We start from the raw sequence: 14,898 nt of genomic DNA, 5'->3' as shown, positions 1-14,898 counted from the left end.
TGATCGCGGGGTTGAGCTGGAAGGAGAGTCGATATGGGCGAAGTCATTACGATAGGTCTGGATATCGCGAAGTCGGTGTTCCAGGTGCACGGGGTTGGATCGGATGGCGAGGTACTGATCCGTCGCCGACTGACGCGAGCAAGGATGCTGCCGTTCTTCGCGAAGCTGCCGCCATGCTTGGTCGGCATCGAAGCCTGTAACAACTCACATTACTGGGCGCGTGAGCTCATCGCACTCGGCCACGATGTGAAGCTGATGCCGGCGCAATATGTGAAGCCATACGTCAAGTGCGGGAAGAACGATGCCGCCGATGCCGAAGCAATCTGCGAGGCGGTCACACGCCCGACGATGCGGTTCGTCGCGGTGAAGAGCCCGGAGCAGCAGAGCCTGATGATGCTGCACCGGGTGCGGCTGATGCTGAACCGGCAGCGCACGCAGATCTCGAACGCGATCCGCGCTCACATCTCGGAGTTCGGCGTAGTGGCACCGGTCGGCCGGCTCGGGGTCGAACGGCTGCTCGAGGTGGTCGTGGATGCGGGCGACGATCGTGTCCCGGAGGATGCACGCCTGTGCCTGCAGATGCTGGCAGCGCAGCTCGAAGTCGTGAAGCAGCAGATCCTCGAGAACGACCGGCGTGTGCTCGCGAGCGCTCGGCGGACTGAGCTCGGGCGCAGGCTGATGGATATCCCCGGCGTGGGTCCGCTTCTGGCGAGTGCGTTCGTCGCCTCGGTCGCCGATCCAACCGTGTTTAGGACCGGGCGCGACCTGGCGGCCTGGATCGGACTCGTGCCGAAGCAGAACTCATCGGGCGGGAAGGATCGGCTCGGCAGCATCACGCGGGCCGGCAACCGATACCTTCGGCAGATGCTTGTGGTCGGGGCGATGGCAGTGATCCGCTATGCCGAGCGGCATGGCACGAAGCGACCCTGGCTGGTCCAGCTGCTCGCGCGCCGCCCAGCCAAGGTCGCGGCAGTAGCGCTGGCGAACAAGAACGCGCGCACGATCTGGGCGCTGATGACCAGCGGTGAGCGCTACCGAGAGCCGATGCCGATGGCAGCGTAAGAGCTTAGCGCGGAGCACCGCGCCGGCGATGTTGGAAAGGGCAACGAGGAGTTGATGCACAAAGCCGGTTGAAACCGCCGGATCGGGAAAACCCATTTTGGGCCGTGGCGCCTCGAGCGCGAGCTATAGGTCGGGACCCGGTTCGCGCGAAAGGCATCATGGCCAGCGGCGCATGACAATGCCGCATCGAAAGGCCGGACACATGGCCGCCTCGACCAGCGGAATGCAGAGCCTCGAAATACCCTTGCCAACGGAGGGCCGTCCACACACGGCCCAATCCTGGTCGTGTGTCTCTGTGTTCCAGGAACCGAACTTGCAATCCATCAGCGCACCATGTCAGCGAGATCAAAGCGAACAGAAGACTCTTCGCGCTCGCATTGCCGAAACCGAGCGGCTCATGAGCGATGCCGAGTTAATTCTCGAACTACATCCAACCGAGCAAAATGATCTGGCCGAGACCTTAGGCAGCGGCCAGCCAATTGCGACCCAAATCGAGCCGCTGCCGCGATTGTCCGAGAAATCGTCAATGAGGCACTGGCCCACGGACTAGGGATTTGCGCCGAAAGTTCGAGGGATCAAATCGAACATTCCGTGACGCAGGAACATCCAGGTTCCGAGCGGTCGGCCGGAGCCCGCTTGAAAGAGTTGCTTGGATGACTAGTCCTATATCGTTTCGATATTAATCTCTTCCCTTTTAATATTGGACCGCACCTCGACGGACCGGCTATCCTCCTCGCGGAAATCGATCGACGAAGCGCGATAAACGAGGCAGATAAGCTTCAAGTTGCGGTCCAATTTCGTCGGTCGAGTGCCTTGATATAAAACCTACCATCAGATGGGCTGGGCGAGGATGATCGAAATGAAGGCCGGAAGCGACGATAGTACCGATCTGGACGTCATTGTTGTAGGGGCTGGGTTCTCGGGCCTTTACATCCTTCACGAATTTCTGAAGCGAGGATACCGCGTTCAACTATTCGACGACGGTGAGGGCCCTGGCGGAACCTGGGATAAGAACAATTATCCAGGTGCGAGGGTGGACTCCGAGGTATGGGTCTATCAGTTCACGGACCCTGCGATCAGGCAAAACTTCACATTTTCGGAAAAATTTCCCAGCTGGCGTGAACTGAAGCCGTACTTCAACTTCGTGGCCGATAAGTGGGAATTGCGGCCCCACATGAAGTTTGGCACGCGGCTCGAGGGCGCCTCTTTCGACGATCGCGAGAACTTGTGGACAGCCCGTTTCAACGACAAAACGACGCGTCGCGCCCGCCATCTCGTATTGGCTATGGGCTCAACAACGACCCCTGTCCTGCCGAAAATCCCCGGCATAGAGAAGTTTGAAGGCGAATCCTATCACAGCGCACGTTGGCCAAAAGGTGAGGTTTCATTCGCTGGAAAGCGCGTCGCCGTCATCGGAACCGGCGCTTCAGGTGTGCAGACAATTCAGGAGGCGTCCAAGACGGCCGATCATCTTACCGTCTACCAGCGCACGCCCAACCTCGCTCTCCCAATGGGCCAGGAGACGTACAGCAAGCAGGAGTACTCCAAGATGGGGCCGCTGATCGGTTCCGCGATGGATTATAGCAAAAAGACATTTGGCGGTTTTGCATACGATCTGGATTACCGCCCCTGGGCCGATCATTCCGCGGCAGAAAAAGAGGAGGTCTTGCGGCGGAACTGGGATCAGAAGGGTTTCCGCTTCTGGCTCGGAGCACCTTCGGATCTGTTCTTCGACGAAGAGTGCAACCGGGATCACTACTATTTCTGGCGTGACGAAATCCGCAAGCGCATCAAGAAAGACTCCCTGATCGAACTGCTTGCGCCCACCGAACCGCCGCACCCCTTCGGAGCCAAGCGGCCTTGCCTCGAGCAATGGTATTTCGATGTCTATAACCAGGAGAATGTGGACCTGATCGACGCCAATGCCGCGCCCATCGAATGCATCACCAAGACCGGTATCATAGCCGGCGGCGTCGAGCGTGAGTATGATTGCATCGTCTATGCGACCGGCTTTGATAATTGTACGGGTGCGTTGGCATCGCTAGACATTAAGGACGCCGCGGGGCGAACAATTAGAGATATCTGGGACGAGAAATATCTTACTTACTTGGGCAAAATGGTGCCCGGTTTTCCCAATCTTCTCTTTACGTATGCGTTGCAGAGCCCGTCGGCTTTCCTTAACGGGCCGACTGCCGCTGAACTCGAAGGTGACTGGGTCGTAAAGACCGTAGCCAAGTTCGACGAAACGGGAATTCACCGGTACGAGGCGCGTCTAGAAGCGGCCCACCACTGGGCCGAAAGATGCAACGAAATTGCAGACATGAGTCTTATGCCTAAGGCAAAGTCATGGTACATGGGTGCTAACGTTCCGGGCAAACGTCCGGAGATCCAGCCATTCATCGGCGGCCAACTGGCCTACAAAGCGGCGCTCGATGAGGAAATGGAGAAGGGGTACCCCGGCATGACGCTTGAAACATCGTCAGTGTCGAGCGTAGCGGCCGCTTAGGAGCCCCGTCCGGCGGCACCTTCCCCCTGTCCGTGGCAGCTGTCCGTGGCAGCTGTTTCTCGGACATCGGGAAGGTTCGTCTTCCCCTTGGCTGGCGCTTGAGTTATCCGGCCCCGATATCATCAGCCCTTGCGCGCACGAACAAGCAGGCAGTGTGTTGGCAATGTCGCCTAGGGAATTGCGTCTTCTGAAACCGCCACATTTGATCTCTCAGGACAGCCTGGAGTCGCACGGTGCCTGACGAAGCGCAAATTCCAGAAATCTCTCGGTTACGCGACTGCGCTGGTCCTTCGGGAGGGCCAGCGCCAGACCGATCCGGTTGCTCTGTTCCGAGCCCTTAATTTTAAGAAATTTGATGTTGCTTGCCGAATAATTACGGGTGACCCCTGCGACGAGCGCGACCCCGATCCCACTTTGAACAAGCGAGATCATCGTTTGTGCCTGTATCGCTTCCTGCACCACGTTTGGCTGAAAGCCGGCCTCATGGCACATGAGCATCATAACAGCTCTCATGTTCGGAACCGCTGCCTCGGGGTGGGTGATAAGCGGCGCGTCCTTCAGTTCGCTGATATCTATGCTGGTCCGTTCGTCATACGGACCGGGCGACTTCACCACCGCGACAAGGGTATCGTGCTCGAGGACATGCAGTTCTGCATCTAGGTCTCCAAGCACTGGAGTGCGGACGAGTGCTACGTCGATTTCTCGGTCCGAGAGCTTTCGCAACAAGGCAGTGGTGTAAGACTCCTCCAGTAACAGATCGATGTTTGGATATTCCAAACGGAAACCGCTGAGCAGCCGGGGCAACAGGCTGTAGGTCGCGGAGCCCACGAAGCCGAACCGCAGCCGGCCCGTCGAACCAAGAAGGCTTTCTCGGACCGCTGCCTTGACCTGCTCAATGTGAAAGAGGGCCTGGGCCGCGTGTGGCAAGGCGGCCGCTCCCGCGGCTGTCAGAGTGACCTTGCGACGGTCTCGGGCGAACAGGCGCACGCCAAACTCAGCTTCCAATTTGGCGAGTGAGATCGATAGCGGCGGTTGGGCCATATTCAGCTTTTCCGCTGCGCGGCGGAAACTGAGCGTATCGGCCAGTGCGACAAGCTGGCGCAGCTGCTGCAGGTTCATGATATCCCTTGCATATTAAACATCTCTCTACCGATATTGGACCCTATTTGAACTGACAGCTAGCCTCAATCCTCATGCATATGCTCAGGTTCTAACATGCTTCCTTTGTCCGGTATTAAAGTAATAGATCTCGGATCGGTGCTTATGGCACCCTATGCCAGCCAGTGGTTGGGCGACCTTGGCGCAGATGTGGTGAAGGTCGAGACTAGGGATGGCGATTCCACACGGCATACCGGGCCAAGCACTGAACTTGGCATGGCAGCCATGTTTTTGGGAGCGAACCGTAATAAGCGGAGCATCGTTCTTGATTTACGCAATCCGGAAGGCCTCGAAACCCTATTAAGACTTGTCGAAGGCGCCGACATCTTTCTACACAACATCCGTCCTCAGAAAGTCAAGAAGCTCGGCATTGATCCCGAGACAGTCGCTGCGCGCAATCCGCGGGTAGTCTATGCTGGCCTGTACGGGTTCGGAGAAGGTGGGCCCTATTCCGGGCGCCCTGCATACGATGACATTATTCAAGGCATGTGCGGCAACAGCGATCTGATGATGCGTCAGACCGGAATGCCTGGCTATTTCCCAACGGTGAGCGCAGACAAGACGAGCGGATTAGTAGCTGCTATAGCTATTCTCGCGGCGCTAAGCGCTCGAGAGCGCAGCGGCCGCGGGGGCGTGGTTGAAATCCCCATGTTCGAGACGATGGCTGCCTTTAATCTCGTGGAGCATTTGTATGGTGGCCACTTCGAGCCGCCATTAGGGCGCCCTGGGTATCCCCGTGTCCTGGCGCGCACAAGAGCGCCATTCCCCACTCTCGATGGCTTCATCAGCGTCATGCCCTACACGGATCGCCATTGGACCGATCTGTTCGAGGAAGTTGGATCGCTGAGTATGCGTGAGGACATTCGGTTCGCGGACATTGCTGCACGGACACGAAACATCGGCCTTCTTTACGAAAAGCTCGCTGAGATCATCGCTACGCGGTCGACATCTGATTGGGTGGATGTCCTGGGTCGTCTCGATATCCCGTCAGCACCAGTGATCGGTCTCGATGAACTGGTCCACGACCAGCACCTTGAGCAGACTGATTTTTTTAGCGAGCTGAGCGACGAAAGCATGGGTCATATGCGCTTTCCCGGGGTTCCGGTACGCTTTGACGGAGTGCGACCCGGTATAAGTATGCCGCCGCGGCTCGGTGAACACACTATAGAGGTTCTTGTAGCGGCGGGACTGAGTTCGGCCGACATCGAGCAGCTCCTTTCCGCCGGTGCGGCATTTCAACACTCCTTTGATCAGGTCGACCAAGTTAGCGCACGCTACGAAGAATTCGGCGGTGCAATTGTCTAACTTGCTACTCGTGGAGCGTCGCGGCGACATTGCGGTGGTCACGATCAATCGTCCGGATCGACGAAACGCTCTGGGTTTCGGCGACGATGGCGACGTGGTCGAAGCTCATCTTAGAGAACTTAATGCAGACCGAACCCTGCGCTGCGTCATTCTCACTGGAGCTGGGACCGCGTTTTCCGCGGGCGGGGATCTGAAGCAGCTCAGTCGTTGGGCGCACGATGCCAGCATCAGGCCCCCCGATTTTCTCAAGCTGTATGAGGCCGGCATTCACAAGGTGGTCCGCGGATTCTGGAGCCTTGAAATGCCTGTGATCGCGGCGATCAACGGTTCGGCCATAGGGCTGGGTAATGACCTTGCCTGCCTGGCGGATATGCGTCTCGCCGCCGCTTCTGCGAAGTTCGGTGCGACCTTCCTGAAGATTGGCTTGGTGCCCGGGGACGGCGGCGCTTGGATCCTGCCAAGGATAATTGGCTGGGAGCGAGCTTCTGAATTGTATTTTACCGGCAAGATCATCGATGCCCCCACGGCCCTCGACTGGCGTCTCGTTGGACGTGTCGTGGCCGACGAAAGCCTGATGGATGAGGCAATGGCCGTTGCGGAAATGGTTTGCCGGCAACCGCCTGAAGTCCTGCGGGCCACCAAAAAGCTCATGCGTGCGAGTATATTGCAGGGTTTCGAAGACATCATGTCCTTGTCCGCGAGGTATCAGGTCATGGCGCATCTCACGGATGACCACCGCGAAGCGCTCGATGCGATCCACGAACGACGCCCTCCGGCATTCTCAGGCAGCTGATCTGGCCGGAGAACGGCTTCGGTGACAACTAGCGTCCGAAGACCGAACCGACAGTCATAAGGGGCGGCGGCTCCATCTCCCCCGGCCCAAAAGAAGACCGACGTGCGAAGCTCTGGGTGTCTAGGCACTCACCTCCGGGAGATCTGGATAGCCGGCGTGTGCAGTCGACCAACTCAAGCAGCTTCTAATATCCAATATTAATTAATCGCGACAAAACTAATATTAGACGCAATAGCCTTCCGCCCCGTAGGTTCCTGAGAAAGCCGGTACAACTCCAAGCCCAAAGATCGGGCGGAGCTCCAGCAAAGGGGTAGGGTATGAACAACATTCTGAAGGCAACGTTTCTGTGCACCGCGACGGCCCTAGCTAGTGTCGCTCATGCCCAAACTGCGCCGACCCCATCGGACTCAGCGAGCCCGATAGCGGCCGACGTCGAGGCGCATTCCTCCCAGGCCGGCGACCCCGTCACGGCGACTGACCCGTTACAAGGCGGGGCAAGCGTCGCGGACGCCAGTGAGCCTGTTAGCCAAGGCGATGGTGACATCGTTGTCACCGCCCGGAGGCGTAACGAAAACCTGCAGGACGTGCCGGCGTCCGTTTCGGTGCTTACAGAGAAGCAACTGGAGGCCACCGGGGCTCGTATGGTTCTGGACTTCGCCGAACTCACTCCCGGTGTAACGATGCAGGTGGGGGCGACGGAGCCTGGAGACGCCTCTATCAACATTCGGGGCCTGAACGGCGCACGCGATGCCGAGAACAACGTAGCGCTTGTGATTGATGGTGTGCTTCGGACCAGCGCAGTCGCCACGACCCAGCCACAAGGGGACATCACTCAGGTTGAGATCATCAAGGGTCCCCAAGGGGCCCTGTATGGACGCAACGCCTCTGCTGGCGCGATCGTCATCACAACTCGGAAGCCGACAGATCAGCTCTCTGGTCAAGTTAAGGCCATCGCAGCCAATGATGCTACATATCTCGTATCTGGCCTGCTCAGTGGCCCCATCACCGACCAGATCGGGTTTACCGTCAATGCCGAGTATTCCACCTCGGACGGTTTTCACCGAAACACCTTCCTTCAGTCGCCGGTGAACCAGCAAGTCTACCCCGGGAATAGCCGAAACGCCGCGTCCATTGACAATTATGAAAAATTCTATGCCTTCGGCCGCCTGCTGATATCTCCCAGTGAGGACACCGAGATCGACGTCAAAGCGAACTATGGTTCGCAAACGGCCAGTTCGATCAACTACAACGCAGTGTTTCACCTTCCTGCATTAGCCGCCGCCTTCAACACGCCACTTTTCGACCTCCCGATCAGTGACCACAAGTTCCTTTTCACGAACAATACCGAGGCCCAGAGCTGGCAGAAGAGCTATGGTGGATCGATCCGCTTCAATCAGCGTCTGGATTTCGGTTCGCTGATCGGATTCGCTGCATACAGCAACATAAAGAGCGATTTTATTGGCGGCGGAACGAGCGGGGCATTCGGCTTCTTCGCAAACGAGCCGACCTGCATGGCGACGCGTGCTGCGACTGCGCCTCGAGTGACTGGGGTCGCCAACCAAGAGCCCTTCACGACCTTCTACGATGTGTTCGGTTACGCTCAGCCGTACTCTCCGAGCACCTGCGACGGGATACAGTACAACGATCGTCGGCAGAAGGACGTTGTAACTGAGCTCCGCCTGGTCAGTCCAGAAAATGGGTCAGCGCTGTCGTGGCAGCTCGGATCCAGCTACATCTTCATTGACCGTCGGGTTTGCATCAACCTCACGCTCGACACAGGACAGAGTGCGTCGCGCCAGTGCTATACCACCGATCCCCGCTTTCCCACGGAAAGCCTCGTCGACGATAACTTCAAGACAAACGTGTACGCGCTTTTTGGCTCAGCCGAATACGAGGCCACCGACAAGCTGACGCTCGGCCTGGCTCTTCGGTACGATATCGAGGCGCGGAAAACGTCCAACAATGTGCCGGTGAATGCCCGGACACGCTGGGTGGGTAACGCACGAACGGGCTTTCCGACAGGCACGGCGACAAGCCCCGCGAACTACTATCTTAATCCGGGCCTCGACCCCGCCTATAACGCGAGCGGTGTTCTCGCGCCGCGCTCGAAAGCCTTCAGGCAGCTGCAGCCGAAAGTGTCGCTCACGTATCAAGCGAACTCCGATATGACGTTGTTCGCAAATTGGGGAGTCGGCTTCAAGGCAGGCGGTTTCAACAACGCTGGCACTGAGGCCATTGTTAACGGCTATTTCAACGCTCCGGTCTCGGCTGGGGGCATCAATGCCGGCCTGACAGTGGGCGACGTTTTCAAGAAGGAAGTAGACAGCGCATACGAAGCTGGAATCAAGGGGCGCGTCTCGAACAACATTAGGTACGAACTCGTTGGTTATTATACAAATGTGAAGGACATGCAGTTTTTCGAGTTTTTTGTCGGTGAATTCGGGCTGCTTAGAAGCGTCTCAAATATCGATAAGGTGAGAATCTATGGAGCAGAGGCGTCTCTTAACTATGAGTTCGCTCCAGGTTACAGCGTCTATGCCTCCGGTAATTACACCAATAGCAGGATTCAGAAGAACTCATCTCGCCCATATACCGTCGGGAACAAGTCTCCCAATACGCCCGATTACACCCTCAATTTTGGCGCGAGCGCTGATCAACCTATCACCGCGTCGATGAATTTTATTGGCCGGGTAGATGCGCGCATTACCGGCCCCACGCCCTATCACACCGTTCAGGACAACGACGTTCCGACAATTTTTGGGCTTACGGGGAACTATAAGAATTCCACGAGGGGTGCGTACACGATCGTGGACGTGCGCGCGGGTGTTCAAACCGACAGCTGGAGCATCACTGCCTTTGCCAGCAACCTCTTCAACAAGGCTTATATAAACGACGACGTTGTAGCACCGGAATTTGGTGGCGATTTCGTTGCTCCCGGTAGCCTGCGTCGTTACGGCATCGAAGCTTTGTTCAAGTTCTGACGGATGGCGGGGCGAGCATTCGATGTTGCAGACAGTGGGCATTAGCGAGTGCTAGCTTCGCTTGAACTCTCCAGCGTTCCTAAGGAGGACGAGGCGATCAGGCCGCTCGTGCGGGCATTCCTGGACGAAAGTCTCGTCCAGATGCCGCACGACATTCGCGCGCGATCGTGGATGGGGCACGATCCCGATTTCAGCCGCAACCTGGCGGCGCGGGGATGGGTCGGCATGACGCTGCCGATTGAATATGGCGGACAGGGCCGCAGCTACTTTGCACGGTTCGTTGTGGCGGAGGAACTGCTCGCCGCAAGTGTCCCGGTGGGCGCGCATTGGGTCGCGGAACGCCAGAGTGGGCCCCTGATTCTGCATTACGGTACCGAGGACCAACGGCAGTTCTATCTGCCGCGCATTTGCCGCGGAGAAGCCTTCTTCTGTATCGGCATGAGCGAGCCTGATACCGGATCGGATCTGGCCAGCGTCAAGACCAGCGCTGAGCGGACCGATGGCGGTTGGCTGCTGAACGGAGCGAAAATCTGGACCACGTACGCGCACGTGGCTCATTACATGATCGCGCTCGTCCGGACCTCCGGGTCGGGGGCAGATCGCCAGCAGGGCCTTTCCCAGCTTATCGTCGACCTATCACTCCCCGGGGTGACTGTTACCCCGATCGTCGACCTAGCGGGCGATAGCCACTTTTGTGAAGTGCACTTCGATAACGTCGAGCTGGCAGCCGATGCGCTGATAGGCGTCGAAGGCCAGGGTTGGCAGCAATGCATGGCCGAGCTGAGTCTCGAGCGCAGCGGACCCGAAAGGCTCTACTCGAGCATTCTCGTGCTCGACGAATGGCTGGCCCATCTGCGGGAGCAGGGAGCGCCTGACGATCGCACCATGGCGCTAGTCGGCAGTCTCGTGGGCCGCCTTGCAGTACTTCGCGCGCTTTCCCTCGCGCTCACTGCCCAGCTGGTACGGGGGGAGCGTCCAGAGGCCGCCGCGGCGCTGTACAAGGATTTCGGGACCGCGTTCGAGCAGGACTTGCCCGCTCTGATTGCGGACGCCATCGCGTCTCAGCCGGATATCATGCCCCCCGACGAACTTATGCGCACGCTTGCTTACGCCACGACCATGTCGCCGACGTATTCTCTCCGCGGCGGCACTCGTGAAATCCTCAGGGGCATGATCGCCCGTGGGCTCGGACTTCGATAGGGCGCCCGACGAATGGACACGCTTCTTGAAGACATGTTCGCGCGTTTGCTGGCCCGATCCTGCTCAACTACGTTTGTGCGTGCCGCCGAGCGCGATCCTGAGGATAAGCTGCTGGCACTGGTGTGGGACGAGATCGAAGAGTCCGGCCTGCCCAATGCTCTGGTAGCAGAGCAAGACGAGGGGTTCGGCCTATCCCTCGCGCAGATCTTGCCCCTGGTCCTTCTGATGGGCGCGCATGCGTTCCCCCTTCCGCTTGCTGAGACCATGGTCGCGCGGGCGCTTCTTCGCCGTGCCGGAGTGGAGCCGCCCCTTGCGCCTATAATCCTAGCGACTGCTCTCTCTCACGAGGACCAGGCGACGATCCAGACCGCGGGGCTTCCGCTCGCGCGTACCGCTGGCTATATGCTGGTTGCCCGCGGCGAGACCTTTGATCTTGTCGAGTTGAGCCCCTCGGTCCTTTCCTCGTCCCGGAATCAGTTCAGTCTCTCGGCACGCGTCGTTGCCGGGGCGGAGCAGATTCTGAACACGATCCCATCGGGCGCGCTGGCGCTCCGAGAAACGATAGCGTTCCTGCACGCTGCCAAACTAGCTGGCGCGATGCAGTCCGTTCTCCAGATGACCATCGATTATGCTCAGACCCGGTCGCAGTTCGGTCGACCTATTGGAAAGTTTCAGGCGATCCAGCAGCAGGTCAGCGTCATGGCCGAGCATGTCGCGGCGGCGCGCATGGCGGTGCAACTTGCCTCAGGCACCGGCCGAATGTTCCCCGATCCCCTCGCGGCGGGCGTCGCCAAGGAGTGTGCGAGCTCCGCCGCACTCGTGGTGGCGCAGATCGCGCATTCAGTGCACGGCGCGATCGGGATCAGCCGCGAACACGATCTACAGCTCTACACCCGGCGTATGGCCGAATGGCGCGCTGCAGAGGGCGCGGAAAGTTACTGGGCGACTCAGGTAGGGCGGGAATTCTTCGCAAGCAACGCAGCGCGCACGGCAGACTTCGTGCGGACGCGGCTGTCCGCCTGATCAGGCCATCCGCCAGACAACCGGTTCAATCGGCACGATCAAAGAACAACTCGGGAGAGATGACATGAGCACGACGCAGGCAAATGCCCTGACCGAAATGTACAAAAGCTGGACTGCGCGGATGGCGACGGGGACGATGGAACTCCCCGAGATGCGCACGATGTTCGAGGAGTGGGGAACGCTGGCGACGGAGCCTGAGGGCTTTGCCTATACGACCCTGTCGCTCGGCGGCGTGCCTTGCCTGGAGGCGGTGGAGACCGGCAGAGCCGATAACGGGCGTGTCCTGCTCTGCTTCCACGGCGGTGGGTTCGTGTGCGGTTCGCCTGAATCCCATCGCAAGATGTTCGCGCACATCGCCAGGGCGGTCGGTTGCAAGGCGATCATCGTCGACTACACGCGGACACCCGACAACCCCCACCCCGGCATCGTCAATCAGTGCACCGCCGTTTACGGCGCTTTGCTCGATCAAGGCTACGACCCCCGTCAGATCGCCATGATCGGGGATTCGGCGGGGGGGAACCTCGCCACCGCGGTCCCGCTCAACGCGCTTCGCGAAGGCCTCCCCGCTCCAGCTGCCAGCGTCCCCCTATCGCCCTGGTACGACATGGAGCCGACCGGTGAGACTTTCGTGACCAACGCAGAAGTCGATGCCTTCGTCAGCCCCGACGCGGTGCGACTGATGGCGGGAATGTATCTCGGCGGTGCCGATCCGAGCGATCCGGGCGTCAACCTGTTGCACGCGGACCCGTCCGCATTGCCTCCGCTGCTGATCCAGGTCGGCGGATATGAGGCCCTGCTCGACGACAGCCGCCGCTTCCACGACCGTGCAAAGGCCGCGGGCGTCGACGTGACGCTGCAGATCTACCCCGAGATGCAGCATGTCTTCCAGTTGATGGCGGGCAAGGCTCCCGAAGCCGATGATGCTATCGACAAGATCGCGCAGTGGCTGCGGCCGAGACTCGGACTTTGACCACCGGACAGGAACACGGCTGATGTTGTATGAGCTTCGTATCTATCACTGCGTCCCTGGCCGCCTGGGTGCGCTGCATCGCCGGTTCGAGGAGGTCACGCTCAAGCTCTGGGACAGGTTCGGCATCCAGCCGGTCGGCTTCTGGACCACGGTGGTCGGGCCGAGCAGCCAGACCCTGACCTACCTGATCCGCTGGGACTCGCTGGCCGACCGCGAGAGCAAGTGGAACGCGTTCATTTCGGACCCGGAATGGGCCGCGGCAAGAACCAGTTCCGAAAGGGACGGTGCCATCGTCGAGAAAGTGGAGAACCAGTTGCTGGAACCGACGGCCTATTCCCCGATGCGATGACGGCCCTCGGCCCGAACGGGCCGATCCCGGGCGAGCATGATCGGAGCCCGATGCGACGGTGCATTCGATCATGTCTTCAGTCCAGTATCCCGCGCGCGAAGAAGAAAGACTTATCATGGCCGACCATCTCGCTTGCACCCTCCTCATCGCTGGCGAGGCGTTAACCGGCACGGGTCGCGAGAGCCAAGACGTCATCGACCCGGCGACGGGCGAGATTATCGGCAGCGTGCCGCACGCGACCGCCGCCGATCTCGACCGCGCGCTCGAGGCGGCGGAACGCGGGTTCAGGACCTGGCGCGGCACCTCGGCCGACCAGCGCACCGCGATCCTGCTAAAGGCCGCGGGCCTGATCCGCGAGCGCTCCGCCCAGATCGGCGAAGCGCTGACCCGCGAGCAGGGCAAGCCGATCAAGGAGGCGATCGGCGAGACGCTCTACAGCGCGACGCTGCTCGAATTCTACGCGCAGGAGATCAAGCGCATCTATGGCCGCACGCTCGTGCGCCCCGCGGGGCAGCGGGCCGAGGTGCAGTATCACCCGGTCGGCCCGGTGGCCGGGTTCGCGGCATGGAACTTCCCGTCGCTCAACGTCATGCGCAAGATTGGCGGTGCGCTCGCCGCCGGCTGCTCGACGATCATCAAGCCGTCGGAAGAGACGCCAACGGCGGGGATCGCACTCGTCCAGGCCCTGATCGACGCGGGCGTGCCGGGCGATACGGTGCAATGCGTCTTCGGCGTGCCAGACGTGGTCAGCCGGCATTTGCTTGCATCGCCGATCATCCGCAAGGTGACCTTCACCGGCTCGACCGCGGTGGGCAAGCATCTTGCAAAACTGGCGGCCGAAGACCTCAAGATCGCGACAATGGAACTCGGCGGACACGCCCCGGTTCTCATCTTCGCCGATGCCGACCTCGACGCCGCGCTCGATACGATGTCCGCTAATGCCTTCCGCAACGCCGGTCAGGTCTGCGTCAGCCCGACCCGCTTCCTGATCGAGGAGCCGGTGTTCGAACGTTTCCGCGACGGGTTCGTCGCGCGGGCGAAGGCGATCAAGGTCGGCAGCGGGTTCGACGCGGATTCAGCGATGGGCCCGATGGCTTCGGCCCGCGGGCTCGAGCGGATGGAGCAGATGATCGGCGATGCCCGGGAGCATGGCGCACAGGTGCTCGCCGGCGGTGAGCGGATCGGCAACCGGGGTTTCTTCCATCAGCCGACCGTTCTGAGCGAGGTGCCTGAGAGCGCCGAGATCATGAACGAGGAACCGTTCGGTCCGGTCGCGCTGCTCAATCCGATGAAAGGCGAGGATGCGATGATCGAAGAGGCGAACCGCCTGCCTTACGGCCTTGCCGCCTATGCCTGGACGAAGGACCCTGCGCGCCGTCGGCGTCTTGCCGCCGAGGTCGAGGCGGGGATGCTGGCGATCGACACCGGCAGCGTTTCGGCCGCCGACGCCCCGTTCGGCGGGATCAAATGGTCGGGCTATGGCAGCGAGGACGGGCGCGAAGGCGTGATGGCGTGCATGGTCACCAAGACCGTTCACGAGGGATGAGGCTC

General features: G+C 59.9%; 12 protein-coding genes. 11 read left to right on the top strand and 1 reads right to left on the bottom strand.

Annotated features, from left to right (window positions below; translation table 11 throughout):
* Positions 1 to 33 precede the first annotated feature (33 nt).
* From ACFO0A_RS12845 to ACFO0A_RS12835, 3 genes are all read left to right on the top strand, one after another.
* Positions 34 to 1,062: an IS110 family RNA-guided transposase gene (locus ACFO0A_RS12845; protein WP_379539402.1), complete on the top strand. Its 1,029-nt coding sequence runs from the start codon at positions 34 to 36 to the stop codon at positions 1,060 to 1,062.
* A gap of 397 nt (positions 1,063 to 1,459) precedes the next feature.
* On the top strand, positions 1,460 to 1,612 hold the full coding sequence (locus ACFO0A_RS12840; RefSeq protein WP_379539401.1) for a hypothetical protein: 153 nt from the start codon (positions 1,460 to 1,462) through the stop codon (positions 1,610 to 1,612).
* Between the two features lie 300 nt (positions 1,613 to 1,912).
* Positions 1,913 to 3,568, top strand: coding sequence for a flavin-containing monooxygenase (locus ACFO0A_RS12835; protein WP_379539400.1), 1,656 nt, complete (start codon positions 1,913 to 1,915; stop codon positions 3,566 to 3,568).
* 210 nt (positions 3,569 to 3,778) lie between these two features.
* Here ACFO0A_RS12835 and ACFO0A_RS12830 read toward each other — a convergent pair whose 3' ends face one another.
* Entirely contained in the window at positions 3,779 to 4,687 is a 909-nt protein-coding gene (locus ACFO0A_RS12830; RefSeq protein ID WP_379539399.1) for a LysR family transcriptional regulator, read from the bottom strand.
* 96 nt (positions 4,688 to 4,783) lie between these two features.
* On the opposite strand from ACFO0A_RS12830, the gene ACFO0A_RS12825 reads away from it, so the two are divergent.
* The 8 genes from ACFO0A_RS12825 to ACFO0A_RS12790 all read left to right on the top strand — a co-directional run bounded on the left by ACFO0A_RS12825 (position 4,784) and on the right by ACFO0A_RS12790 (position 14,893).
* Complete coding sequence (locus ACFO0A_RS12825) at positions 4,784 to 6,031, top strand: CaiB/BaiF CoA transferase family protein (protein ID WP_379539398.1); 1,248 nt, start codon at positions 4,784 to 4,786, stop codon at positions 6,029 to 6,031.
* A complete protein-coding gene (locus ACFO0A_RS12820; RefSeq protein WP_379539397.1) occupies positions 6,018 to 6,824 on the top strand; it encodes an enoyl-CoA hydratase-related protein in 807 nt (268 codons plus the stop codon). Before ACFO0A_RS12825 ends, ACFO0A_RS12820 begins: the two co-directional genes overlap by 14 nt.
* A 317-nt stretch (positions 6,825 to 7,141) precedes the next feature.
* Positions 7,142 to 9,805: a TonB-dependent receptor gene (locus tag ACFO0A_RS12815; protein WP_379539396.1), complete on the top strand. Its 2,664-nt coding sequence runs from the start codon at positions 7,142 to 7,144 to the stop codon at positions 9,803 to 9,805.
* A 48-nt stretch (positions 9,806 to 9,853) separates the two neighbouring features.
* On the top strand, positions 9,854 to 11,005 hold the full coding sequence (locus ACFO0A_RS12810; protein WP_379539395.1) for an acyl-CoA dehydrogenase family protein: 1,152 nt from the start codon (positions 9,854 to 9,856) through the stop codon (positions 11,003 to 11,005).
* Between the two features lie 12 nt (positions 11,006 to 11,017).
* Positions 11,018 to 12,028, top strand: coding sequence for an acyl-CoA dehydrogenase family protein (locus ACFO0A_RS12805; RefSeq protein ID WP_379539394.1), 1,011 nt, complete (start codon positions 11,018 to 11,020; stop codon positions 12,026 to 12,028).
* A gap of 64 nt (positions 12,029 to 12,092) precedes the next feature.
* Entirely contained in the window at positions 12,093 to 12,998 is a 906-nt protein-coding gene (locus ACFO0A_RS12800; protein WP_379539393.1) for an alpha/beta hydrolase, read from the top strand.
* A gap of 22 nt (positions 12,999 to 13,020) precedes the next feature.
* The gene (locus tag ACFO0A_RS12795; protein ID WP_379539392.1) at positions 13,021 to 13,347 is read left to right on the top strand and encodes an NIPSNAP family protein; all 327 of its coding nucleotides are present in this window, start codon (positions 13,021 to 13,023) and stop codon (positions 13,345 to 13,347) included.
* Between the two features lie 115 nt (positions 13,348 to 13,462).
* Positions 13,463 to 14,893, top strand: coding sequence for an NAD-dependent succinate-semialdehyde dehydrogenase (locus ACFO0A_RS12790; protein ID WP_379539662.1), 1,431 nt, complete (start codon positions 13,463 to 13,465; stop codon positions 14,891 to 14,893).
* The last annotated feature ends 5 nt before the right edge of the window (positions 14,894 to 14,898 follow it).

Source organism: Novosphingobium tardum, from assembly GCF_042652045.1.
Lineage (GTDB): Bacteria > Pseudomonadota > Alphaproteobacteria > Sphingomonadales > Sphingomonadaceae > Novosphingobium > Novosphingobium tardum.
The sequence above is the reverse complement of the archived record's forward strand: the minus strand, read 5'-3'. Positions and strand labels throughout refer to the sequence as shown.

Bases quoted from the DNA above. Each gene is read 5' to 3' on its own strand.
- ACFO0A_RS12790 (WP_379539662.1), top strand. From the start codon at position 13,463: ATGGCCGACCATCTCGCTTGCACCCTCCTCATCGCTGGCGAGGCGTTA.
- ACFO0A_RS12815 (WP_379539396.1), top strand. From the start codon at position 7,142: ATGAACAACATTCTGAAGGCAACGTTTCTGTGCACCGCGACGGCCCTA.
- ACFO0A_RS12830 (WP_379539399.1), bottom strand. From the start codon at position 4,687: ATGAACCTGCAGCAGCTGCGCCAGCTTGTCGCACTGGCCGATACGCTC.
- ACFO0A_RS12805 (WP_379539394.1), top strand. From the start codon at position 11,018: ATGGACACGCTTCTTGAAGACATGTTCGCGCGTTTGCTGGCCCGATCC.
- ACFO0A_RS12840 (WP_379539401.1), top strand. From the start codon at position 1,460: ATGAGCGATGCCGAGTTAATTCTCGAACTACATCCAACCGAGCAAAAT.
- ACFO0A_RS12795 (WP_379539392.1), top strand. From the start codon at position 13,021: ATGTTGTATGAGCTTCGTATCTATCACTGCGTCCCTGGCCGCCTGGGT.
- ACFO0A_RS12835 (WP_379539400.1), top strand. From the start codon at position 1,913: ATGATCGAAATGAAGGCCGGAAGCGACGATAGTACCGATCTGGACGTC.
- ACFO0A_RS12845 (WP_379539402.1), top strand. From the start codon at position 34: ATGGGCGAAGTCATTACGATAGGTCTGGATATCGCGAAGTCGGTGTTC.
- ACFO0A_RS12825 (WP_379539398.1), top strand. From the start codon at position 4,784: ATGCTTCCTTTGTCCGGTATTAAAGTAATAGATCTCGGATCGGTGCTT.
- ACFO0A_RS12800 (WP_379539393.1), top strand. From the start codon at position 12,093: ATGAGCACGACGCAGGCAAATGCCCTGACCGAAATGTACAAAAGCTGG.